Source organism: Micromonospora sp. WMMD1082, assembly GCF_029626175.1.
Taxonomy (GTDB): Bacteria; Actinomycetota; Actinomycetes; order Mycobacteriales; family Micromonosporaceae; genus Micromonospora.
Genome location: NZ_JARUBM010000002.1, coordinates 1,003,599 through 1,027,040, shown reverse-complemented (window position 1 = coordinate 1,027,040; position 23,442 = coordinate 1,003,599). Strand labels below are relative to the sequence as shown.

Here is a 23,442-nt window from a genome sequence, read left to right as displayed (position 1 = left end):
GCCGCCGGGCGGGGGTGGCATTCCGGTGTACGGGGGTTCAGCTGATGGTGTCGTCACGCCGGGGCAGGCTGCCCGGCGGTTCCGACCAGGGTGAGGCCCCGGCGCGCCGGGGCAGCGGTTCGGTCGGCGTCGGGTCCGGGGCCGGGTAGCCCAGGCTCAGTGGGGCGGTGTCCCGCTCCGCCCCGTCGGCCGTCGGCCAGTCGGTCGGGGTCGACTCCTGCGTCGGCCCGTCCGCCGCCACCGGCGTCGGTTCGGTGACCGGCAGCGGCCAGCTCCGCCAGCGCTGCCCGCTGAACGTCGCGACCAGCAGCAGCATGCCGATCAGGAAGAGCGTGCCGTTCTGCACCGGCAGGAGCAGCGGCAGCGGGTCACCGAGGAACTCCCAGCCGGACGGGATGCGCTCGCGTACCCGGAACGGCGCGATGAACAGCCCGACGTACGGGGTGACCAGCAGCAGCCCGGCCACCAGTGGGCCGAGTGGCGAGATGCGCAGTGTGCCGAGCAGGCCCAGCACGATGCCGCCGACGGCGAGGTATACGGCCGGTTCGATGAGGTTGGCCGTGTTGGATGTGCCGATCTCCACCCACCGGTCGACGGTGCCGGCCGACCCGTCCTGCCCCAGGGTGACCAGCACCCAGGTGACCGGCACCACCACCAGCCCGGCGAGGAAGCTCCACAGATGTCGCATTGGCGCACCGTACCGTTTCCGACATGACCGAGCATCCTCCACCGCCCTGCCGGCCAAGCCGGCGTCGTACTCCCGGGTAACCCACCGCGGGCAGTGGCGTAGCACCCACATCGCATGCGGTCGGGGGGTGTGGGGCGGGCACATGCGCTGGCCGGGTCCGGGTGCGGAGAATGGCGCTTCGAGGTAGGGCAAGATGGCGCCACGGCCCACCGCACAGCGTCGTGCCGGGCCAGGGGAGGAGTGGACCAGTGACTGACGTGCTGTGGACGCCACCGGCCGACGTGCTCCAGCGGTCGCGGATCGGGGCGTACCTGCGCTGGCTCGCCGACCACCGAGGGCTGGAGTTCGCCGACTACGACGCGCTGTGGCGGTGGTCGGTCACCGACCTGGACGCCTTCTGGCGCTCGATCTGGGACCACTTCGAGGTGGTCGCGCACACGCCGCCGACCGCGACCCTGGCGCACCGGGGGATGCCCGGGGCTCGGTGGTTTCCCGGCGCCACGCTCAACTACGCGGAGAACGTGCTGCGGATGCCGGGCCGGGCGGACGACGACCAGGTGGTCATCGCGCACGGACAGACCCGGGCGCCGGTCACCCTCACCGCCGCGCAGCTGCGCGAGCAGGTCCGCCGGGTCGCCGCCGGGCTGCACCGCCTCGGTGTCACCACCGGCGACCGGGTGGCCGTGTACGCGCCCAACATCCCCGAGACGTACGTCCTGCTGCTGGCCACGGCCAGCCTCGGCGCCGTCTTCTCCTCCTGCGCGCCCGAGTTCGGCACCCGCAGCGTCACCGACCGCTGGCAGCAGATCGCGCCGACGGTGCTGGTCGCCGTCGACGGCTACCGCTACGGCGACAAGCCGGTGGACCGGCGCGCCGAGGTGAGCGCGATCCGGGCCGCGCTGCCCTCGCTGCGGCACACGGTCTCGATCCCCTACCTCGACCCCGACGGCCCGGCCCCGGCCGGGACGCTGGCCTGGGCGGAGCTGGCGGCCCGGACCGACGAGCCGCTGACCTTCACCCCGGTGCCGTTCGACCACCCGCTCTACGTGCTCTACTCCTCCGGCACCACCGGGCTGCCCAAGCCGATCGTGCACGGTCACGGCGGCATCCTGCTGGAGCACCTGAAGATGCTCGCGCTGCACCACGACCTCGGGCCGGCCGACCGCTTCTTCTGGTTCACCACCACCGGCTGGATGATGTGGAACTTCCTGGTCTCCGGGCCGGCGGTGGGCGCGGCGATCGTGCTGTTCGACGGCAACCCGGGCCACCCCGACCTGGGCGCGCTGTGGCGGCTGGCCGAGGAGACCGGCACCACCTACCTCGGCACCTCGGCGCCGTTCCTGCTCGCCTGCCGCAAGGCCGGGCTGGTGCCGCGCGCGATCGCCGACCTCGCCGCCCTGCGCGGGGTCGGCTCCACCGGCGCCCCGCTGCCCGCCGAGGGCTTCACCTGGGTGTACGACGCGGTCGGCGCCGACCTCCAGCTCCAGTCTCTGTCCGGCGGCACCGACGTCTGCACCGGCTTCGTGGGCGGCGTGCCGCTGCTGCCGGTGCACGCCGGCGAGATCACCTGCCGGGCGCTCGGCGCCAGGGTGGAGGCCCGTTCGGTCGACGGCACCCCGGTCGTCGGCGAGCTGGGCGAGCTGGTGATCACCGAACCGATGCCGAGCATGCCGGTGGGCTTCTGGAACGACCCGGACGGCGTGCGCTACCGGGAGGCGTACTTCGACGTCTACCCGGGGGTGTGGCGGCACGGCGACTGGATCACCATCAACGCCCGGGGCGGCTGCGTGATCACCGGCCGCTCCGACGCCACCCTCAACCGGGGCGGCGTGCGGCTGGGCACCGCCGAGTTCTACTCCGTGGTGGAAGGGCTGGACGAGGTCGCCGACTCGGTGGTGGTGCACCTGGAGGACGACGAGGGCGGCGCTGGCGAGCTGCTGCTGTTCGTGGTGCCCGCGCAGGGCGTGACGCTCGACGACGAGCTGCGGCGGAAGATCTGCCGGGAGCTGCGCACCGCGTTGTCGCCCCGACACGTCCCCGACGAGATCCACCAGGTCCGCGCGGTGCCGCGCACCCTGTCGGCGAAGAAGCTCGAGGTTCCGGTCAAGAAGATCCTCACCGGCACCCCGGTCGACCAGGCCGCCGCCAAGGGCGCCCTGGCCAACCCGGAATCCCTCACCGCCTTCGCCGCCCTGGCCGAACACCGCACCCCGGACCACCCGGCCACCTGACCCGACCCGGTCGCCTGACCCGCCCCCGTCACCTGACCCGACCCGGTCACCTGGCTCCACCCACCTGTCGCCGACTCCACGCAGCCTGCGCCCTGCCTTTACTCAGCGTGCTGTCGCGCCCCGAGGGCCGACTACCCTTCCCCATCCTTTGCTCTGCTTCAACCCACGCAACGGTTACTCGCCGCAACTTCTGGCGCTTGGTCGGCCCGTGGCTCCGGCTGAGGCGGTGCAGGTCAGTGCGGGTTGCGTAGGTTGAAGCAGAGCAAAGCGTCGAAGTGGGGACTCCGGACGACAACCTGAGTGGCCACGCTCGGTAATCGTTACGTAGGGTGAGTCGCCGCCGGTCGCCGGCCCGGGTCAAGACGGGCCCTCAGGGGCGGTCAGGCGATCGTGCGGGTGGCCCTCTCGGTCGACTGACGGTCGGCGAGGCGGGCCGGGTCCGGGTGGGCGCAGAGCACCAGGGTGGCACCGGCGCTCAGCGGTGCCAGCAGCCAGTCGAGCGGGTCCGGGTGCCGGTCGACATCCACGAGCAGGCGGTCGCCCGGGGAGATCCCCAGCTCCGCGGCGCGGGTGGTCGCCCGGTCCCGCAACGCCGCGTGGTCCGGCCCACCCGGCGGGTACGCCCCGAAGTGGTCACCGTGGGCGCGTACCTCGGTGACGTAGTCGGCGAAGCCCGCCGGCACCTCCCGCAGCGGCAGCGCGAAGGGGTGCAGGGCGAGGGCGTACCGGTCGCCGGCCGACCAGGCGTCCGCCTCGGCGGTGCGGTCCGTGGCGGCGAAGAGGACGTCCACCTCGCCCGGCCGGTCGGCGACGGTCAGCCCGGCCGACCAGCAGCCGAGCAGCACCGCCGCGCTCTGCCAGTGTGGTGGCAGCAGCACCGCCGCGGTGGCGTCGGGACCGAGGGCCAGCTCGTCGACGAGCAGGTTGGCCGTCTTGGCCACCCAGTTCGCCAGTGTCGCGCCGGAGAGTTCGGTGCGTTCGCCGGTCGCGTCGTCATACCAGGTCAGCAGCGGGCGGTTCGGGTCGGTCGCGATCGCGTCGGCGAACACCCGGGCAATGTTGTCGGCCATCGGCGCGAACGATACGCGCCCGGCGGCCGTACTCGATGACAGCGGCAAGTCGGCGTACCGTCGGGTCGCAGTCAGCGTCCGTACCCGGCTCCGGCGTAGGCTTGGCCGGAGTGTTGTTCCCCACAGTCCCGCCATTGCAAGGAGTCGCCCCGTGACCGCCGGTCGCCCGCCCCGCGTGCTCATCGACGCCACGAGTGTTCCCGTCGATCGCGGCGGCGTCGGTAGATACGTCGACGGTCTGCTCGGTGCGCTGGGCAAGGTGTGCGGGTCGGCGGTGGATCTGGCCGTGGTCAGCCTCCGCACGGATCTGGAGCGCTACCGCCGGATGCTGCCCGGCGCCCAGATCATCCCCGCCCCGGCGGCAGTCGCACACCGGCCCGCCCGGCTCGCCTGGGAGCAGACCGGCCTGCCCCTGCTCGCCCAGCAGGTCGGCGCCGAGGTCCTGCACTCGCCCTTCTACACCTGTCCGTTGCGGGCTGGCTGCCCGGTCACGGTGACCGTGCACGACGCGACCTTCTTCACCGAACCGGAGCACTACGACAAGTCCCGCCGCACGTTCTTCCGCAGCGCCATCAAGACCTCGCTGCGTCGCGCGGACCGGGTGATCGTGCCCAGCAAGGCGACCCGCGACGAGCTGATCCGGCTGCTGGACGCCGATCCGACCCGGATCGACGTGGCGTACCACGGCGTCGACCACGCCGCCTTCCATGCCCCCGGCGACGAGGAGAAGGCCCGGGTACGCGCCCGACTGGGCCTCGGCGCCAGCAGCTACGTCGCGTTCCTCGGTGCCAAGGAGCCCCGCAAGAACGTGCCGAACCTGATCCGTGGCTGGGCCCGGGCGGTCGCCGATCGGCAGGATCCGCCCGCGTTGGTGATCGCCGGTGGGCAGGGGCACGACGACGACATCGACCGCGCGGTCACCGAGGTGCCGTCGCACCTGCGGCTGCTGCGCCCCGGCTACCTGCGCTACGCCGACCTGCCCGGCTTCCTCGGCGGAGCGCTGGTGGCCGCCTACCCGTCGTACGGTGAGGGGTTCGGGTTGCCGATCCTGGAGGCGATGGCGTGCGCCGCCCCGGTGCTCACCACGCCCCGGCTGTCGCTGCCGGAGGTCGGCGGCGACGCGGTGGCGTACACCAGCGAGGATCCGGACCAGATCGCCACCGACCTGGCCGCGCTGCTCGACGACGAGCCGCGCCGGCTGTCGCTGGCCAAGGCCGGCTTCGATCGGGCGAAGGAGTTCACCTGGGAGTCGAGCGCCGAGGTGCACATCGCGGCGTGGACCAGGGCGCGGGCCTGAGGCCGGCAACCGGGCGCCCGGTCCGGGTGGTTCGGGCATGATGTCCAGGTGATCTATGTCGTCATTCCGGCGGGTGGCAGCGGCACACGGTTGTGGCCGCTGTCCCGAGCCGGCCATCCCAAGTTCCTCCACCCGTTCACCGGCACCTCCGCGTCGCTGCTCCAGACGACGGTGGAGCGGCTGGAGCCGCTGACCACCCCGGAGCGCACCATGGTGGTCACCGGCGCCGCACACGCCGCCGCCGTGGCCCGCCAGCTGACCGGTCTGCCGGAGGAGAACATCCTGGTCGAGCCCTCGCCACGGGACTCCTGCGCCGCCATCGCGCTGGCCGCGGCCGTGATCGCCGTACGCGATCCGGACGCGGTGATGGGCTCGTTCGCCGCGGACCACCTGATCGGGGACCCGCAGCAGTGGGTGGCCACGGTGCAGGAGGCGGTCCGGGGGGCGGAGCAGGGGTTGCTGATGACCGTCGGGATCACCCCGACCCGGCCGGAGACCGGCTACGGATACCTGCGGACCGGCGAGCCGGTCGGCGGCGGCCCGATGCGTCCGGTGATCGAGTTCAAGGAGAAGCCGAGCGCGGAGGTGGCCGAGGCGTACGTCCGGTCGGGCCACTACCTCTGGAACGCCGGCATGTTCGTCTGGCGGGTGTCGGCGTTCCTCGCCGAGCTGGCGCGGCAGCAGCCCGCCCTGCACACCGGGGTGACGGCGATCGCGGCCGCGTGGGGCAGCGGCGAGCAGGACGACGTGCTCGGCGCGGTCTGGCCGACACTGCCGAAGATCTCGGTCGACTACGCGGTGATGGAGGGCGCGGCCGCCGCCGGGCGGGTGGCGACCGTACCGGGCGACTTCCGGTGGAACGACGTGGGCGACTTCCACACCCTCGGCGAGGTGCTGCCGCCGGACGCCGACGGCAATGTGGTGCTCGGCGCGGACGCCAAGGCCGACGTGCTGCTGCGCGACAGCAGTGGACTGGTCGTGGCGCCCTACTCCGGCCGGCTGGTGGCCACCGTCGGGGTACGCGATCTCATCGTGGTGGACACCGCCGACGCGTTGCTGGTCTGCTCCCGGGAACACGCCCAGGGCGTCAAGTCGATCGTGGACGAACTCAAGGCGCGGGGTGCGGACGGGCTCGTCTGAAGGCCGCCAGGCCCGGCGCGACGAGCCGGGCCGTCCCGCCGGCCAGCGGATGCGGCAGCCGCTCCGGCGGGAACCAGCCCAGCGCCTCGGACTCCGCGCTCACCCGTTCCACCGCCCCCACCGGGGCGAACACGGCGAAGCGGACGTCGTGGTGCAGCGACCCGCCCTGGCAGGCCACCGGGTGCACGTCCACGTCGATCGGCACCGGATCCACCCGCAGGCCGGGGATGCCCGACTCCTCGGTGGCCTCGCGCAGGGCCGCGCCGGCCAGCGTCCGGTCGCCCGGCTCGCAGTGCCCGCCCAGCTGCACCCACTTGTGGAACTTGCCGTGCAGGCAGAGCAGCACCCGTCCACCGGTCGCGTCGAAGACCAGCGCGCTGGCGGTGACGTGGCCGGGACGGTGCTCGCGGCTCATCGCGACCGGCCCGGCGCCCAGCAGGTCGAGGGTGCGATCGCGGGTGTCGACGGCGTCCGGGCTGGTCGGCGTCCAGCCGGCGAGCAGGGCGGTCGCGTCGGCGTGCAACTCCGCCCAGCCGGCCGCGTCGCTGTGCGGGGAACCGTCCACCACCCGGGGCGTCAACAAGGGTCGCTCCTCTCGTCCGTGGCCAGCGTACGGGTGTGGCGTTCGTACGCGGGCAACGGTGGGCCGGAGCGGCGGGGATCGGGTCGATGGGGTGGGCGGCGCCCCCTGCGGAACTCGCGAGCCGCAGACCCTCGTATGGCACCGCCCCCCACGGACGCCCCAGGAGCCGGACACGCTCGACGTCGGTCGCCCCTGTGGCACGGGAAGCATGGCGGACCGGGCCGGTCAGCGTCGACCTTTTTCAGCTGAGGCTTAACTGCCCGAGGCTGACGCGGGCGGGTAGAGTTCGTAGGTCGCCGGGTGTCCCCCAGCCGGGCGGCGGGGAGCGGTCCCATGCTGAAGATCCATTTCTCTGCCGAGGACATTTTCCGGACCCGGGTGGCACCGGCGGCAGATCCGGTCTGGGAAGTGGTGCTGAGCCTGCACCTGTTGGCCGGACGCAGCCGTGACTCGCTGTTGGCCGGCTGGCGTCGTGAGGTCTCGCGCGAGCTGCGCCAGCAGGAGGACGTCGACGCCCTGCGGCTGCTGTCCGCGTTGAGCCCACCGCGTGGCTACTTTCCGGACTTCCTCACCCCTTACGAGAGCCTGCACGGGTTCGAGGCGGGGATGGAGGCGTTGCGACGCACCCCTGTCGCGCTGCTGCAACGCGACCTGACGCTGCTCGCCAACGGCAGGAGCGGGAGTCTGCCCGCCGGCGTCGCCGCGCTGGCCCGGGGCGAGCCGGATGCCCTGGGGCACCTGACCGAGACGATGGGTCGCTACCGGGAGTTGGCCCTCGGGCCGTACTGGCCGCGGGTCCAGGCGGCGGTGGAGGCCGACCGCGTCCGCCGGGCGCGGGCCATGCTCGACGGCGGCATCGAGGGGCTGCTGACCACGCTGCGGCCGGGCGTGCGCTGGGAGTCGGGGGCGCTGGAGATCCCCGCTTACCCGAGCAACCGGGAGCTGCACCTGCGGGGTCGAGGGCTGCTGCTGGTGCCGTCGTTCTTCTGCGCGAACACTCCGGTCGCGCTGCTCGACCCGCAGCTGCCCCCGGTGCTGGTCTACCCGGTGGACCGGCTGGGCGGACTGACCGCCGATCGCGCCGGGGCGGACGGTACGGGCCGGGAGGCGCTGACCGCGTTGCTCGGCCGTACCCGCGCGGCCGTCCTCGCCGCCACCGACGACGGCTGCACCACCGGCGAACTGGCGCGCCGCTTGCACATCTCGGCGGCCGCGGCCAGTCAGCACGCCACCGTCCTCCGCAACGCCGGCCTGCTGATCAGCCAGCGCGACCGCAACACCGTCCTGCACACCCTCACCCCGCTGGGCCGCGCCGTCCTCACCTCATAGACCCGCCCGGGATTCAGAGGGCGAGGGTGGCGGCGGCGGTGGTGGCGTTGGGTGGTGGGAGGAGTTGGGTGGGGACGTTGTGGGCCGCCAGGGCGGTGCGCAGGCGTTGTACGTCGGTGCCGAAGCGGACCAGTTGGACCGGACCCACAGGGGTGGGCGGGGAGCAGAGCACCAGACCGTTGGCGTGTGGCGGCCAGCCCGGCACGGTAGCGACCAGGCCGCCGCGTACGTCATCGTCGGTGACCTGGGTGAAGACCGTGCCGGGCGCGATCACGCCGGCGACCGCCGCGATCGCCCGGTCGACCACCGTCGGGTCGGGTGCGACGCTGCCCGGGTGGTCCGGCAGGGTGGCGGCGGCCGCGAACCCGACCGCCTTCGCCTCGGCGGTGCCGAGCGAGAACAGGTCCATCGCGGCATCCCGGACCAGGACCCGGGTCCCCTCGCCGTCGTCCGGCAGCGGCGGGACCAGGTAACCGCGGATCACCGCCACCGGCATCTGGTCGCGCTTTCCCTTGATCAGTTCGCCCGCCGCGGCCAGCTCGTCGACCACCGCCATCTGCGTCAGCACCAGCTCGTTGCCGTACGGGTCGACCTCGCCCCGGTGGTCGCGGATGGCGGCCATCCCGGCGACGCCGAGCGCCACGTCGGTCAGCCCGTTGCGCCAGGGCCGGCCCATGGTGTCGCTGACGATCACCGCCACGTCCACGCCGTACCGCTGGCGCAGGCCGGCGCGCAGCGCCCGCGCCGAGGCGTCCGGGTCCTCCGGAAGCAGCACCAGCCGGGTCTTGTCGACGTTGGAGGCGTCGATCCCGGCCGAGGCCATCACGAAGCCGTGGCGGGTCTGCACGATCTGGGTGTCGCCCCGGGCCGCCACCGCCCGTACGCTCTCGGCCGCCAGCACCCTGTCCCGGGCGGCCTGCCGGTCCGGGCCGTCCGCCGGCACGTCCACCAGCCGTCCCTCGGCCTTGGAAACGATCTTGCTGGTCACCACCAGCACGTCACCGTCGCGCAGCCAGGGTGCCGCGCCCCCGATCAGCGCCGCCAGGTCGTCGCCCTCGGTCACATGCCCGATGCCGGGCACCGGCAGGATCTCCAGTCTCACGTCAACTCCACCGCGGCGCGGACCATCGCCGCCGTCGCCGCCTCGTCGGTCATCCGCAGCGGCACCGCGCGGACCGTCACGTCCGGCACCAGCGTGCCCGCGTCCTCCTCGGCCACCAGCCAGCCGTCGAGCAGGCCGCCGGCGGCCCGCCCACCGTACAGACCGCCGACCCCGGCGGCGCTGCACTCGACGTCGACCACCGCCAGGCAGCGGTCGGCCATGCCCCGTACCGGTGCACCGCCGATGATCGGCGACACCCCGACGACCGGGGCGGGGCCGTCCGTGACCGCCTCGCGCAGGCCCGGCACGGCCAGAATCGGTGCGATGCTGACCACCGGGTTGCTCGGTGCCACGAGCACCACGTCGGCTCCGGTGATCGCCTCCGTCACGCCGGGCGCCGGCTTGGCCGACTCCGCGCCGACGAAGACGAACCGGTGGGTCGGCACCTGCGCCCGGTGCCGCACCCACCACTCCTGGAAGTGGATCGCCCGCTGGCCGCCGTCGGCGTCGACGACCGCGTGCGTCTCCAGGCGGTCGTCGGTCGCCGGCAGCAGGCGTACGCCGGGCTGCCAGCGCGTCGCCAGCGCCTGGGTGACCGCGTGCAGCGGATAGCCCGCGTCCAACATGGTGGTGCGGACCAGGTGGGTGGCGATGTCCCGGTCGCCCAGCCCGAACCAGCCCGGTTCGGCACCGTACGCGGCCAGTTCCTCCTTGACCGTCCAGCTCTCGTCGATTCGCCCCCAGCCCCGCTCCGGGTCGGCACCGCCGCCCAGGGTGTAGAGGACGCTGTCCAGGTCCGGGCAGATCCGGAGCCCGTGCAGGCGGAGGTCGTCGCCGACGTTGACCACGGCGGTCACCTCGGCGCCCACCTCGCGGGCGTACGCCCGCACCCCGAGCAGGAACCGGGCACCGCCGATTCCGCCGGTCAGAACCACGATGCGCATCCGCCCATCCTCGCCTACGTGACGCCTTCGGCACCGGGCCGCCCGGGGAGACTAGGCTCACGTCGGCATCTGTCCGCTTTCGCCCCCAGGGAGAGTTCGTGACCAGCCCCGCCGAGCCCTCGCCAACCGACCCGACCCCGGCCCGTCAGGTGACCGGGCCGTTGCGGGAACTCATCGCCATCGTGCTCCTCGGCGCGAACGCCGTCTTCCTCTTCGTCGGGTTGGTCCGGCTGTTGACCCCGCAGGGCGCCTACAGCACGGTGACCGGGCGCGCCGCCGACTCGTTCTCCGCCTTCATCGGCGTCGAGGCGGTTGTCCTGCCGGTGCTGGCCGTGCTGCTGGCCACCCACGTGGCCCCGGTCGTCCCGAGGGCGAAACTGATCACTCAGGTCGCGCTCGGCGAGTACGCGGCCAGCGCGATCCTCGGCGGGCTGACCCTGCTGATCTGGGTGGTCGGTCGGCTGGCCGAGGCGCAGCTCTTCGACGCCATGACCGGTCTGCTCACCCGGGCCGCCTGGGTGGCGCTGTTCGCGGCGGCCGCGTACGTGGTGTGGAGCGTCTGGCAGCGGCTGTACCACGTGCCCCGGCCGAAGCCGGAGCCCGGCGTGTATGGCACGCCGCAGCCGGGCTGGCCGCAGCCGAGTGGCCCGGGCCAGTCCGGATACCAGCAGCCCGGATACCAGGCTGGTGGCTGGCCACCGGCGGGCCAGCCGGGCGCCTGGACCGGCGGTCACCCGGGCAGTGGTCAGCCGGGCAGTGGTCAGCCGGCCGGTGGCTACCCGGCCGGTGGACAGTCGGGGTCGCCCGTGGTGGGCCAGACCCACCCGGCCGGTGGGCCGCCGGAGTCCCCGCACACCTGGCCGCCGCACGGGCAGCCGGCGGTGCCGCCGCAGCCGGCCGCACCCACCTCACCGGCCGCGCCGCCGTTCGGGCAGCCCGCGTCGGCCGATCCGACCCAGAGCATCCCGCGCCAGGGCGCGGAGCCGACCCAGGCGATCCCGCGACCCGGCGACGGTGGTGCCGACCCGACACAGGCGATCCCGCGACCGGGCCACGGCGGCGCGGAGCCGACCCAGAGCATCCCGCGACCGGGCGACGGCGACGCCGACCGGACCCAGCGCATCGACCCGGGCGACAACCCCGGCTGACCGAGCGATCTCCAGTCGACAGAGGGCGGCCAGCCGGATCGCGTGCGGTTGCCCACGGGGCGGGGACCGGACCGGGCGGCAGCGCATAGGCTGGGCGGATGGTTGATCGGAGCGAGCCTGGGCCGGGCGACGCGGGCGTACGGCGGGCGCTGCGCCGGGCCGCCGCCGGGCGGGCGCTCGACGTCGACGAGGCGTCCGCACTGCTGACCGCCCGGGGCTCGGCGTTGGAGGAACTGCTCGCCATCGCCGGGTCGATCCGCGACGCGGGCCTGCGTGATGCCGGCCGGCCCGGCGTGGTGACGTACTCGAAGAAGGTCTTCATCCCGCTGACCCGGCTCTGCCGGGACCGCTGCCACTACTGCACGTTCGCGACCGTGCCGCACCGGTTGCCGGCGGCCTTTCTGGACCGCGACGAGGTGCTCGCCATCGCCCGGGCCGGCGCCGCGCAGGGCTGTAAGGAGGCCCTGTTCACCCTCGGCGACCGGCCGGAGGCGCGCTGGCCGGCGGCCCGGCAGTGGCTGGACGAACGGGGCTACGAGTCCACCCTGGACTACCTGCGCGCCTGTGCGGTGGCGGTGTTGGAGGAGACCGGCCTGCTGCCGCACCTGAACCCGGGGGTGCTCTCCTGGTCGGAGCTGCAACGGCTCAAGCCGGTCGCGCCGAGCATGGGGATGATGCTGGAGACGACGGCCACCCGGCTCTGGTCCGAGCCGGGTGGCCCGCACTACGGCTCACCCGACAAGGAACCGGCGGTGCGGTTGCGGGTGCTCGACGACGCCGGGCGGGTGGGCGTCCCGTTCACCACGGGCATCCTGATCGGCATCGGCGAGAACCTCACCGAGCGGGTCGACGCGATCTTCGCGATGCGGCGGGCGCACCGGGAGTACGGCCACCTCCAGGAGGTGATCGTGCAGAACTTCCGGGCGAAGCCGGACACGGCGATGCGCGGCATGCCCGACGCCGAACTGCACGACCTGGCGGCCACCGTGGCGGTGGCCCGGGTGCTGCTCGGGCCGAAGGCCCGCATCCAGGCGCCGCCCAACCTGATCGCCGGCGAGTACGACCTGCTGCTGCGGGCCGGCATCGACGACTGGGGCGGTGTGTCGCCGGTGACGCCGGACCACGTCAACCCGGAGCGGCCCTGGCCGCACCTGGACGAGCTGGCGGCCCGCACGGCCGCCGCCGGCTTCACCCTGCGGGAGCGGCTGACCGTCTACCCGGAGTACGTCCGCGCCGGCGAGCCGTGGCTGGATCCGCGCCTGCTGCCGCACGTGACGGCGCTGGCGGATCCGGCGACCGGGCTGGCGGTGGCGTCGGCCCGGCCGGTGGGCCGACCATGGCAGGAGCCGGACGAGACGTACGCCGGCGGCCGTACCGACCTGCACGTCACCATCGACACCACCGGGCGTACGGAGGATCGGCGGGGCGACTTCGACCACGTCTACGGCGACTGGTCGGAGGTCGCGGCCAAGGTCGCCGTACCGCCGGCGCGGGCGGGCACTGTCGACGGCCCGGCGGCGGATGCGGGCCAGCGGCCCGGGGTCGGCCGGCAGGCCACCGCGGGCTCCGGTGACGCGGATCTGCGGGCCGGGCTGCGGCTGGCCGCCGATGACCCGGCGGCGTTGCTGGAGCCCCGACACGTCGATGCCGCGCTGGCGCTCTTCGGCGCGGACGGCCCGGCGCTGGACGAGCTGTGCCGTACCGCCGACGAGCTGCGCCGGGCGGCGGTCGGCGACGACGTCACCTACGTGGTGAACCGCAACATCAACTTCAGCAACGTCTGCTACGTGGGCTGCCGGTTCTGTGCCTTCGCGCAGCGGGAGCGGGATGCCGACGCGTACCGGCTCTCGGTGGAGCAGGTCGCCGACCGGGCGCGGGAGGCATGGGACGCCGGTGCCGGCGAGGTGTGCCTGCAGGGTGGCATCGACCCGAAGTTGCCGGTGACGATCTACGCCGACCTGGTGCGGGCGATCAAGGCGCGGGTGCCGCAGATGCACGTGCACGCCTTCTCGCCGATGGAGATCGTCACCGCCGCGGCCAAGGCCGGCGTGTCGGTGCGGGAGTGGCTGACCGGGTTGCGGGAGGCCGGCCTGGACACCATCCCCGGGACCGCGGCGGAGATCCTCGACGACGAGGTGCGCTGGGTGTTGACCAAGGGCAAGCTGCCGACCACCGCCTGGGTCGAGGTGGTCAGCACGGCCCACGAGCTGGGCATCCGGTCCAGCTCCACGATGATGTACGGCCACGTCGACCACCCCGCTCACTGGTTGGCGCACTTCCGGGTGCTGGCCGGCGTGCAGGACCGTACCGGTGGCTTCACCGAGTTCGTGGCGCTGCCGTTCGTGCACACCAACGCCCCGATCTACCTTGCCGGCATCGCCCGACCCGGGCCGACCTGGCGAGAGAACCGGGTGGTGCACGCGATGGCCCGGGTGCTGCTGCACGGCCGGATCGACAACATCCAGTGCTCGTGGGTGAAGCTGGGCGACGCGGGCACGGCGGAGATGCTGCGCAGTGGCTGCAATGACCTGGGCGGCACGCTGATGGAGGAGACCATCTCGCGGATGGCGGGCTCCGGCAACGGGTCGGCGCGTACGGAGGAGCAGCTGCGGGCGATCGCGGCGTCGGCGGGCCGGCCGGCGCGTCGGCGTACGACCGCCTACGGCCACGTCCCCGCCTAGGGGCGTTGTACCGCCTGGTGGGATGGTGGCACGCTGCCGCGCCGGTCACTGTGGTCGGTCGGCGGTGGCCACGTTAGCGCTGGTGGCCGGGGCACCTTGGATGACGGATCGATCGCTCAGGTCCCTTGTGATCGCGCGCGTCGTCCACAATGTGGACGGAACGCGGTCGTCGTCTACCCGCTCGACGGGCGGGGGTGGCGAAGTCGGGATAACCTTGCGGGTCAAGATCAACCGATCTTGACGGGTGGCTCTCCCGGGGGTCGGCGACGCTCGATCACGTCTGCGCAGGCCGCGCGCCACGGGAGAAAACTCGGGCAACTCGCCGGGAGGGGCGTTACTCGGCCGGGGTCTGAATCGATAGGGCAGGACGAGGCCGGGTGGTCCGAACGGCCGTCCGGATGCGTGTCGGGAGGGCGACTCCATTATCAAGTTTGGCTTGACGGCGCACGTATTACACGCGTGTAATTTGAATGGGGTTGTTCGAACGAACCGCAACATAAGGGGATGGGACGGACAAAGCACGCCTTTCGCGTGGGGGGTTGCAGCGGCGATGACGCCGGTGCGCGACAAGGAGGCAATCGATGGACGGCCAGCTCGAGGCGGCCGACCTGCTCGGAAACGCGCCGGAGTGGCAGGAGCGGGCCCTGTGCTCGCAGACCGACCCGGAGGCGTTCTTTCCCGAGAAGGGCGGCTCGACCCGCGAAGCGAAGCGGATCTGCTCGCGGTGCGAGGTCAAGACGGAATGCCTCGAATACGCTCTCGGGCACGACGAGCGGTTCGGGATCTGGGGTGGGCTCTCCGAGCGGGAGCGGCGCAAGCTCAAGCGTCGGGCGGCCTGACCCGTCGGCGGGGCGGGGCGGTTGGGGGACCGTCCCACCCGGTGCCGGTCGGTGCCGGCCCGTGCCCGCCGAGGCTCAGGCCAACTCGTCCGGATCGACGCCGAGCAGGTTGGCCACCTGCTCGATGATCACGTCGTGCACCAGGTCGGCGAGATCCTCCCGGTCCATGGCCCGGAACTCCAGCGGGCGCCGGTACAACACGATCCGCGGCGGCACCTCCTGACGACCCGGCCGGCCGGGCAACAGCCGGGCCAGCGGCACCTCGCCGTCCTCCAGGACGTCGGAGTCGTAGACGTTCAGGTCGGGCGGGACGTCCTCGACGGCGAACTCCACCCCGGCCAGCTCCTTGGCGAACCGGCGTTCGAGCGTCTCGACGGTGTCCAGCACCAGATCGTCGAAGATCTCCGCCTTGGTCCGCGCCAGCGGCACGGTGGCCGGTACCAGCCGCCCGCGCAGGCCGCGTCCGTGCCGGTCGCGGTGGGCGCGCCGGCCGGGGCCGGGGCGGCGGTTCTCCGGGCTCGTCATGAGCCACAGGGTAGCTTCTGGTCTGGCCCGGGCCGCATCAGCGCCACCACCGTGGCGCGCCGCGGTGCCCGGGAGAAATGTGATCACCAAGACGGGCGTGTCGTAACGCGAAGCGGTGCGCCGGAGCCGGTAATGGAGATACCCTGCGCCGGTGAGGTCACCACGGCGCTGCTCCCGTAACGGCTGCCCCCGGCAAGCGGTCGCCACACTGACCTATGTCTACAACGAGTCGACCGCCGTGGTGGGCCCGTTGGCCGCCTTCGCCGAGCCGCACACGTACGACCTCTGTGAGCCGCACGCGCGCAGCCTGACCGCACCGCGTGGCTGGGAGGTGGTCCGGCACGAGGGCGAGTTCGAGCCGCCGCCGCCCACCACCGATGACCTGGTCGCCCTCGCCGAGGCGGTCCGCGAGGCGGCCCGTCCCGCCCCCCGCCCCCCGCAGGACGATCACGCCGACCACGCCGCGCCTCCCACCTCCCGCCGCGGCCACCTACGCGTCATCCCACCCACCCACTGACCCCCGCCCTCCCGCCCCGCCCTCCACACCCGCTGACTCCCCGTTGATCATGAGGTTGGCGGGCGGTTTGATCTCTAAAACACCCGCTAACCTCATGATCAACGGGCCGGATGGGGCGGGTGGGGTGTGTGGGCGGGTGGGCGGGTGGGAGGCGGTTAGAGGTGGGAGTGGGCTTGGGTTAGGACGGATCGGAGGATCTGCTCGATCTCGTCGAACTGCTGCTGGTCGGCGATCAGCGGCGGGGCGAGCTGGATCACCGGGTCGCCGCGGTCGTCGGCGCGGCAGTAGAGGCCGGCGGAGAAGAGGGCGCCGGAGAGGAAGCCGCGCAACAGCCGCTCCGACTCGGCCTCGTCGAAGGTCGCCCGGGTCGTCTTGTCCTTGACCAGCTCGATGCCGTAGAAGTATCCGTCGCCCCGGATGTCGCCGACGATCGGCAGGTCGTGCAGCTTCTCCAGGGTGGTGCGGAACGCCGCCTCGTTGGCGCGTACGTGCCCGACCAGATCCTCCCGGGCGAAGACCTCCAGGTTGGCCAGGGCCACCGCGCAGGAGACCGGGTGGCCGCCGAAGGTCACCCCGTGGGCGAACATGCCGGTCTCGGTCAGGAATGGTTCCATCAACCGGTCGCTGGCGATCATCGCGCCGAGCGGGGCGTAGCCCGAGGTGATGCCCTTGGCGGTGGTGATGATGTCGGGCTGGTAGCCGTAACGGATGGCGCCGAAGTACTCCCCGAGCCGGCCCCACGAGCAGATCACCTCGTCGCTGACCAGCAGCACGTCGTGCGCGTCGCAGATCTCCCGTACCCGCTCGAAGTAGCCGGGCGGCGGCGGGAAGCAGCCGCCGGAGTTTTGCACCGGCTCCAGGAAGACGGCGGCGACGGTGTCCGGCCCCTCCCGCTCGATGGCGCGGCCGATCTCGTCGGCGGCCCACCGGCCGAACGCCACCGGGTCGTCGCCGTGCTCCGGCGCCCGGTAGAAGTTCGTGTTCGGCACCTTGATGCCGCCCGGCACCAGGGGCTCGAAGTCGGTCTTGATGCCGGGCAGGCCGGTGATCGACAGGGCACCCATGGAGGTGCCGTGATAGGCGATGTAGCGGCTGACCACCTTGTGCTTGGTCGGCTTGCCGGTCCGCTTGAAGTAGGCCCGGGCCAGCTTCCAGGCCGCCTCGACCGCCTCCGAGCCGCCGGTGGTGAAGAAGACCCGGTTCAGGTCGCCGGGGGTCAGCGCCGAGATCCGCTCCGCCAGCTCCACGGCGGTCGGATGAGCGTACGACCAGAGTGGAAAGTAGGCCAGCTCACCGGCCTGCTTGGCGGCGGCCTCGGCCAGCTCGGTGCGGCCGTGGCCGGCGTTCACCACGAAGAGCCCGGCGAGCCCGTCCAGGTAGCGGCGGCCCTGCGCGTCCCACACGTAGGCGCCCTCGCCGCGGACGATGGTCGGCACCTCGCCGGCGGAGTAGCTCGCCATCCGGGTGAAGTGCATCCAGAGGTGGTCGGTGGCGTTGGCCATGTCAGCCCCATCGGTCTCGGGCCGGTCAGGGTCACCGGCCGCTCTGCCTCGGTTATCCCACAGCCCGACGCCGGATAGCAAGTGCTATCGGTTGCCTCTGCGGCAAAGCGCGACGGATTTAGCAATCTGCTATGACTTACGCAACGGAATCCGTACCACACTGACCCGGCCTGTGCGGTGCCCCTTGGCCAGCCGGCCCGCACCCCGAGGCGGTCGGGGCCCGGTCCGGGTGGGGGTAACTCCAGCGCCGCCTTTGCTCTGCTTCAACCGACGCACCGCCTTCGGGCGGGAATCGCTGCGTGGGGTGTTCGGCAGCCGGCTCTCTGCCCGGCCGGGCTCATGGCCGCGATCGGTTCGAGATCTTGGAAAGTTTCCGTTAGTGCGGAACGGTAACTGTCCAAGGTTCACATTCAACGGGGTGGAGGGCCGCCGGGGCGGTGGTCGGTGGGGCATGTCCAGGGCAGTCGGGGGTCAGTTCGGTCGCATCTGAAGTGCGCGAAACAGTCCCGACCGCAACACGCCGAGACCGGGCGGACAACGCCACTCAGAGTGGCTAGCGTGCGGCGCAATGTGACGCTCGAATGGAGGTCGGTAGATGAACGAGGCGCTGCGGCTGGCGATGGCGGACAAGGGCGAGACTGCCGAATCATTGGCAGGGAAGGTCGGTGTCGACCCGAAGACGGCGGGCCGGTGGCTGGCGGACGGACGGACCCCACATCCCGGACCCGGGTCGCCGTCGCCACGGTCCTCGACCGCAAGGCCAAGGAACTCTGGCCGGAGCCGTTCCGCCGCCGCGACCTGCCCTGGTTCCGGGAGTGGGCGGAGTTTGAGCAGAAGGCCAGCTCGCTCCGGTGGTATGAGCCGCTGCTGGTGCCGGGCCTGCTCCAGACCGAGGCGTACGCCCGGGCAGTGCTCACCACCGGCGGCCTGCTGCCGCCGGTCGAGGTGGAGGAGATCGTGGCGGCGCGGCTGGCGCGGCAGCGGGTGCTGGAGCGCGAGATCCCGCTCCAGTTGGTGGCGGTGATCGACGAGGTGGTGCTGCGTCGGCGGGTGGGCGGCGACCGGGCGGTGATGGCCGGGCAACTGACCCACCTGGCTGACCAGGGCGAGCGGGAGAACGTGCAGGTGCGGGTCATTCCGGCGGAGAGCCCGTGGCACACCGGCCTGGCCGGGCCGTTCGTGCTGGGCCGCACGCCGGACGGTGCCGAGGCGGCCTATCTGGACAACCAACTACGCGGTCAGGTGGTGACCGAGCGTGCCGACCTTGCTAGCCTGGGCGCGAGATGGGAGAGCGTCACCGGTGAGGCGCTGCCCCGTCGCCGGTCCATCGAGCTGATCAGGGAAGTGGCGACGACATGGAGTTGACCGACGCCCGTTGGCGCACCGCCACCCGCAGCAGCAACAACGGCGGTGCCTGTGTCGAGGTGGCCGACAATCTGCCCGGCCGGGTCCTGGTACGCGACAGCAAGGACCGGACCGGCGGCACGCTGACCTTCACCCCCGACGCCTGGCGCGCGTTCGTCGCCACCACCCCTGCGCCGACCTCCTGCGACGGCCTCCCGCACTGACCGTCCGCGCCGACCACGCACACGCCGACCGAGCGCGTGCCGTCCCTCACGCGCCGACCGTCCGCGCGCCGATCATGGAGTTGTGGTCGCGGAAACGCGCCGATCGCCCTGGTTTGTCGCTGCCACAACACCATGATCGCCGTGCCGTGCCGTGCCGTGCCGTGCCGTGCGGGGCGGGGCGGGGCGGGGTGAGGCGGGGTGGGTTAGGCGGTGCCCCAGCTGTAGGTCTGCTTGCGGAGCTTGAGGTAGACGAACGCCTCGGTGGAGAGCACGCCGGTGACCGCGCGCAGCCGTTGCAGGATCTCCAGCAGGTGCTCGTCGTTGCGGCAGACCACCTCGGCCAGCAGGTCGAAGGAGCCGGCGGTGATCACCACGTAGTCGACCTCCTCCAACTCGGCGATGCGGTCGGCCACGCTCTCCAGATCGCCGTCGGTACGCAGCCCGATCATGGCCTGCCTCGGAAAGCCGAGTTGGAGCGGGTCGGTCACCGCGACGATCTGCATCACCCCGGCGTCGAGCAGGCGCTGCACGCGCTGGCGTACCGCCGCCTCGGAGAGCCCCACCGCCTTACCGATCGTCGCGTACGGGCGGCGGCCGTCCTGCTGCAGCTGCTCGATGATCTGCTTGGCCACGTCGTCGAGCAGGGCGTGGCTGGCACCGTCGCGCACGCTGACCCGGCGCCCGCCGTTGCCGTTCTCCTGCTGCCGGTTCGTCATCGACCGCTCCCCATGTCCGTCACCGGGCTGAGCCTATCGCCAACGGCCGCGCTGGCGTAATTCGTCGTCTATAGCTATTCCAGCAACGGAATCCCTTGTGAGAGAGGTTTCCTCATGTCACGATCAGTCGTCCATCGCCATTGACCCTCCAGCCGGCGCGCCCACCCCCGTCCCGCCGCCGACGATCACCCCCATAGGAGTCGTCACATGCGTAGTGCCTTCCGGCCCCTCACCCGGCGTGGTCTGCTCACCGGCACCCTCGGCTCGGCCGCGCTGCTCGCCAGCGGTGGCGCCCTCGCCGGCTGCGGCACCCCCGGCGCGCAGCAGACGGAGGCCGGCTGCGTCAGCGAGGACGTGTCCGGTACGGAGAAGACGCTGGCCTTCTCCAACTGGCCGCAGTACATGGACGTCGACGAGGACGACGAGTCGAAGCGCCCGAGTCTCGACGCCTTCGTCAGCAGGACCGGCATCCAGGTGACGTACACCGAGGACGTCAACGACAACAACGAGTTCTTCGGCAAGGTGCAGAACCAGCTTTCCGCCTGTCAGAGCACCGGGCGGGACCTCATGGTGCTCACCGACTGGATGGCCGCCCGCATGATCCGGCTCGGCTGGATCCAGCGGCTCGACAAGGCGAAGCTGCCCGCCGTCGAGGCCAACCTGCTGCCGTCGCTGCGCAACCGGCCCTTCGATGTCGACAACCACCTCGCCGTCCCGTGGCAGTCGGGCCTGGCCGGCCTCGCGTACAACGGCCGGGTCACCGGGGAGGTCCGGACCGTCGACGAGTTGCTCACCCGCCCCGACCTGAAGGGCAAGGTGACCGCGCTGACCGAGATGCGCGACACCATGGGGCTGCTGTTGATGTCCAACGGTCACAACCCGGCCGACTTCACCGCCAACCAGTTCGACGACGCGCTCAACAAACTCAAGAAGGCGGTCGCCTCCGGGCAGATCCGCCGGTTCACCGGCAACGACTACGCACCCGACCTGGCCAAGGGCGACATCGCGGCCTGCATCGGCTGGTCCGGCGACATCATCCAGCTCGGCTTCGAGGACGAGCGGATCCAGTTCGTGGTGCCGGACTCCGGCGTGATGCTCTGGTCGGACAACATGCTCGTGCCGAACCGGGCCACCCACAAGGGCAACGCCGAAGAGCTGATCAACCACTACTACGACCCGGCGGTCGCCGCCCAGCTCGCCGCGTACGTCAACTACATCTGCCCGGTGCAGGGCGCGCAGGAGGAGATGGAGAAGATCGACCCGGAGCTGGCCGCCAACCCGTTGATCTTCCCGGACGAGGCCATCCTCGCCAAGGCCCGCGTCTTCATGGCGCTGGACGAGCAGCAGGAGCGCGAGTACGAGACCAAGTTCCAGCAGGTTATCGGAGCGTGACGATGGCGCGGGAGACCCCGGCCGGCGACCTGAGGCTGGCCCATCTCACCAAGACGTTCGGCGCGTTCACCGCCGTCGACGACCTGAGCCTGACGATCGGCCAGGGCTCGTTCTTCGCCCTGCTCGGCGCCTCCGGCTGCGGCAAGACCACCACGCTGCGGATGATCGCCGGCCTGGAGGAGCCGACCGGTGGGCAGGTGCTGCTCGGCGACCGGGACATCGCCCGGCTGCGCCCGTACAGGCGGCCGGTCAACACGGTGTTCCAGAGCTACGCGCTCTTCCCGCACCTGGACATCTTCGAGAACGTGGCCTTCGGGCTGCGCCGGCGCGGCATCCGCTCCGTCGACGGGCAGGTCCGGCAGATGCTGTCGCTGGTGCAGCTCGACGGGTACGAGCGGCGGCGTCCCGGCCAGCTCTCCGGTGGTCAGCAGCAGCGGGTCGCGCTGGCTCGGGCGCTGATCAACCATCCGCAGGTGCTGCTGCTCGACGAGCCGCTCGGCGCGCTCGACCTCAAGCTGCGTCGCCAGATGCAGATCGAACTCAAGCGGATCCAGACCGAGGTCGGCATCACGTTCGTGCACGTCACCCACGACCAGGAGGAGGCCATGACGATGGCCGACACGGTCGCGGTGATGAACGCCGGCCGGATCGAGCAGCTGGGCGCGCCGGCCGAGATCTACGAGTTCCCGGCGACCGCGTTCGTGGCCAACTTCCTCGGCCAGTCCAACCTGATCGCCGGCGAGGTCACCGGCGGCAACGGCGGGGACATCCTGGTCACCGCGCACGGCTCGCGGTTCTCGGTGCCCGCGGGCCGGTCCCGCGCCGACCAGGGTCCGGTCCATCTCGGGGTACGTCCCGAGAAGCTGCACCTGGCCGGCGCCGCCGACCAGGTGCCCGCCGGCAGTCAGTACCTGGACGGGACGGTCACCGACGCCTCCTACGTCGGCGTCAGCACGCAGTATCTGCTGCGCACCGGCTGGGGCACCGAGCTGAGTGTCTTCGTTGCCAACAGTGGCGCCCAGCAGCGGTTCACGCCGGGGGAGCGGGCCGTGGCGTACTGGGATCCCCGGCACGCTTTCCTGCTCGGCCGCCGCGCCGACGAGGACGACCGAACCACCCCGCTCCTCGACGAGCCCGTGAGTGCGGCGTCGTGAGTGAGCGCAGCGAACGGGACGGGACGGCGACGTGAGTGCGCTGGCGCACGTACCCACCACCGGGTCCGGGCCGTCGGCGCCGCCGCCGGCCGGCCGGCACCGGCTCCTGCCGTATCTGCTGCTGTTGCCCGGTGCGGCGTGGCTGTTCCTCTTCTTCGCCGTGCCGCTGGTGCAACTCGCCGCGGCCAGCCTCTACGACCCCACCGGCACGCTCTCCACCGGGTACACGCTGACCTGGGCCTTCGGCAACTACCCGGCGGCGTTGCAGGCATACTGGCCGCAGTTCGGCCGGTCGTTCCTCTACGCCGGCATCGCGCTGGCCCTGGCGCTGCTGATGGGCTACCCGCTGGCGTACGCGATCGCGCAGAAGGCGGGCCGGTGGAAGAACCTGCTGCTGGTCTGCGTGATCGCCCCGATGTTCACCAGCTTCCTGGTCCGTACGCTGGCCTGGAAGACGATCCTGTCGGACAACGGCGCCCTGGTCGGGCTGCTGCGCGACGTGCACCTGCTCGGCCCGGACGGGCGGCTGCTGGCCACTCCGATCGCGGTGGTGCTCGGCCTGACGTACAACTTCCTGCCGTTCCTGGTGCTGCCGCTGTACGCGAGCCTGGAGCGGCTCGACTACCGGCTGCTGGAGGCCGCCCGCGACCTGTACGCCACCCCGCTGAAGACGTTCCGCCGGGTCACCCTGCCGCTGTCGATGCCCGGCCTGATCGCCGGCACCCTGCTCTTCTTCATCCCGGCGACCGGCGACTACATCAACGCCGAGCTGCTCGGTACCCCGAACGAGTACATGATCGGCAACGTCATCGACTCGGCGTTCCTGGTCCGGCTGGATTATCCGCAGGGCGCGGCGCTGTCGTTCCTGCTGATGTCGGCGATCCTCGCGGTGGTCTTCGTCTACCTGCGCCGCGCCGGCACGGAGGAGGTCCTGTGAGCGCGAGGAGTGCAGCGCAGCGGAGCCCCGCAGTCGCGAACGAAAGGCAGGCGCCGTGAGCGCGAGGAGTGCAGCGCAG

21 protein-coding genes are annotated in these 23,442 nt (G+C 72.1%); 13 read left to right on the top strand and 8 right to left on the bottom strand.

Annotation, left to right across the window (positions count from 1 at the left end; genetic code table 11):
• Positions 1–37 precede the first annotated feature (37 nt).
• On the bottom strand, positions 38–688 hold the full coding sequence (locus O7615_RS04910; protein ID WP_278176077.1) for a hypothetical protein: 651 nt from the start codon (positions 686–688) through the stop codon (positions 38–40).
• A gap of 248 nt (positions 689–936) precedes the next feature.
• Between O7615_RS04910 and O7615_RS04905 the strand changes: the two genes are divergently transcribed.
• Positions 937–2,919 carry an acetoacetate--CoA ligase gene (locus O7615_RS04905; protein WP_278176076.1) on the top strand — a complete coding sequence of 661 codons (1,983 nt, stop codon included), beginning with the start codon at positions 937–939 and terminating at the stop codon, positions 2,917–2,919.
• Between the two features lie 380 nt (positions 2,920–3,299).
• Here the strand turns inward: O7615_RS04905 and O7615_RS04900 are convergent, their stop codons facing one another.
• Complete coding sequence (locus O7615_RS04900) at positions 3,300–3,989, bottom strand: TIGR03089 family protein (RefSeq protein WP_278176075.1); 690 nt, start codon at positions 3,987–3,989, stop codon at positions 3,300–3,302.
• A gap of 151 nt (positions 3,990–4,140) precedes the next feature.
• Between O7615_RS04900 and O7615_RS04895 the strand changes: the two genes are divergently transcribed.
• The gene (locus tag O7615_RS04895) at positions 4,141–5,286 is read left to right on the top strand and encodes a glycosyltransferase family 1 protein (protein WP_278176074.1); all 1,146 of its coding nucleotides are present in this window, start codon (positions 4,141–4,143) and stop codon (positions 5,284–5,286) included.
• Between the two features lie 48 nt (positions 5,287–5,334).
• Positions 5,335–6,426 carry a sugar phosphate nucleotidyltransferase gene (locus O7615_RS04890; protein WP_278176073.1) on the top strand — a complete coding sequence of 364 codons (1,092 nt, stop codon included), beginning with the start codon at positions 5,335–5,337 and terminating at the stop codon, positions 6,424–6,426.
• Here the strand turns inward: O7615_RS04890 and O7615_RS04885 are convergent.
• A complete protein-coding gene (locus O7615_RS04885; RefSeq protein WP_278176072.1) occupies positions 6,395–7,009 on the bottom strand; it encodes an NUDIX domain-containing protein in 615 nt (204 codons plus the stop codon). The genes O7615_RS04890 and O7615_RS04885 overlap by 32 nt on opposite strands.
• 333 nt (positions 7,010–7,342) lie before the next feature.
• Here O7615_RS04885 and O7615_RS04880 point away from each other — a divergent pair, with 333 nt between their 5' ends.
• The gene (locus O7615_RS04880; protein WP_278176071.1) at positions 7,343–8,338 is read left to right on the top strand and encodes a winged helix-turn-helix domain-containing protein; all 996 of its coding nucleotides are present in this window, start codon (positions 7,343–7,345) and stop codon (positions 8,336–8,338) included.
• Between the two features lie 13 nt (positions 8,339–8,351).
• Here the strand turns inward: O7615_RS04880 and O7615_RS04875 are convergent, their stop codons facing one another.
• Positions 8,352–9,440 carry a coenzyme F420-0:L-glutamate ligase gene (locus tag O7615_RS04875; protein ID WP_278176069.1) on the bottom strand — a complete coding sequence of 363 codons (1,089 nt, stop codon included), beginning with the start codon at positions 9,438–9,440 and terminating at the stop codon, positions 8,352–8,354.
• Positions 9,437–10,384 (bottom strand): 2-phospho-L-lactate transferase, encoded by a 948-nt coding sequence (cofD, locus tag O7615_RS04870; RefSeq protein WP_278176068.1) that lies wholly within the window; start codon positions 10,382–10,384, stop codon positions 9,437–9,439. Before cofD ends, O7615_RS04875 begins: the two co-directional genes overlap by 4 nt.
• A gap of 98 nt (positions 10,385–10,482) precedes the next feature.
• Here cofD and O7615_RS04865 point away from each other — a divergent pair, with 98 nt between their 5' ends.
• From O7615_RS04865 to O7615_RS04855, 3 genes are all read left to right on the top strand, one after another.
• Entirely contained in the window at positions 10,483–11,532 is a 1,050-nt protein-coding gene (locus O7615_RS04865; protein ID WP_278176066.1) for a hypothetical protein, read from the top strand.
• A 98-nt stretch (positions 11,533–11,630) separates the two neighbouring features.
• The gene (locus O7615_RS04860; RefSeq protein WP_278176065.1) at positions 11,631–14,213 is read left to right on the top strand and encodes a bifunctional FO biosynthesis protein CofGH; all 2,583 of its coding nucleotides are present in this window, start codon (positions 11,631–11,633) and stop codon (positions 14,211–14,213) included.
• 581 nt (positions 14,214–14,794) lie between these two features.
• Positions 14,795–15,052, top strand: coding sequence for a WhiB family transcriptional regulator (locus O7615_RS04855; protein WP_013731688.1), 258 nt, complete (start codon positions 14,795–14,797; stop codon positions 15,050–15,052).
• Between the two features lie 75 nt (positions 15,053–15,127).
• On the opposite strand, the gene O7615_RS04850 is transcribed toward O7615_RS04855, so the two are convergent.
• A complete protein-coding gene (locus tag O7615_RS04850; RefSeq protein WP_221086181.1) occupies positions 15,128–15,577 on the bottom strand; it encodes a metallopeptidase family protein in 450 nt (149 codons plus the stop codon).
• Positions 15,578–15,728: 151 nt separating this feature from the next.
• Here O7615_RS04850 and O7615_RS04845 point away from each other — a divergent pair, with 151 nt between their 5' ends.
• Positions 15,729–16,094 carry a DUF3499 domain-containing protein gene (locus O7615_RS04845; RefSeq protein ID WP_278176059.1) on the top strand — a complete coding sequence of 122 codons (366 nt, stop codon included), beginning with the start codon at positions 15,729–15,731 and terminating at the stop codon, positions 16,092–16,094.
• 155 nt (positions 16,095–16,249) lie between these two features.
• Here O7615_RS04845 and O7615_RS04840 read toward each other — a convergent pair whose 3' ends face one another.
• On the bottom strand, positions 16,250–17,596 hold the full coding sequence (locus tag O7615_RS04840; protein ID WP_278176058.1) for an aspartate aminotransferase family protein: 1,347 nt from the start codon (positions 17,594–17,596) through the stop codon (positions 16,250–16,252).
• Between the two features lie 690 nt (positions 17,597–18,286).
• On the opposite strand from O7615_RS04840, the gene O7615_RS04835 reads away from it, so the two are divergent.
• On the top strand, positions 18,287–18,961 hold the full coding sequence (locus tag O7615_RS04835; protein WP_278176057.1) for a DUF5753 domain-containing protein: 675 nt from the start codon (positions 18,287–18,289) through the stop codon (positions 18,959–18,961).
• Positions 18,952–19,164, top strand: coding sequence for a DUF397 domain-containing protein (locus O7615_RS04830; RefSeq protein WP_278176056.1), 213 nt, complete (start codon positions 18,952–18,954; stop codon positions 19,162–19,164). The genes O7615_RS04835 and O7615_RS04830 overlap by 10 nt, the downstream gene beginning before the upstream one ends.
• Positions 19,165–19,367: 203 nt before the next feature.
• Here the strand turns inward: O7615_RS04830 and O7615_RS04825 are convergent, their stop codons facing one another.
• A complete protein-coding gene (locus tag O7615_RS04825) occupies positions 19,368–19,880 on the bottom strand; it encodes an Lrp/AsnC family transcriptional regulator (RefSeq protein WP_278176055.1) in 513 nt (170 codons plus the stop codon).
• Between the two features lie 207 nt (positions 19,881–20,087).
• On the opposite strand from O7615_RS04825, the gene O7615_RS04820 reads away from it, so the two are divergent.
• Genes O7615_RS04820 through O7615_RS04810 form a run of 3 tightly spaced genes read left to right on the top strand, consistent with a single transcriptional unit; the run spans position 20,088 to position 23,363 of the window.
• Entirely contained in the window at positions 20,088–21,272 is a 1,185-nt protein-coding gene (locus O7615_RS04820; protein WP_278176054.1) for a spermidine/putrescine ABC transporter substrate-binding protein, read from the top strand.
• Positions 21,273–21,274: 2 nt separating this feature from the next.
• Positions 21,275–22,426 carry an ABC transporter ATP-binding protein gene (locus tag O7615_RS04815; RefSeq protein WP_278176053.1) on the top strand — a complete coding sequence of 384 codons (1,152 nt, stop codon included), beginning with the start codon at positions 21,275–21,277 and terminating at the stop codon, positions 22,424–22,426.
• Positions 22,427–22,457: 31 nt separating this feature from the next.
• On the top strand, positions 22,458–23,363 hold the full coding sequence (locus O7615_RS04810) for an ABC transporter permease (RefSeq protein WP_278176052.1): 906 nt from the start codon (positions 22,458–22,460) through the stop codon (positions 23,361–23,363).
• Positions 23,364–23,442: the final 79 nt, after the last annotated feature.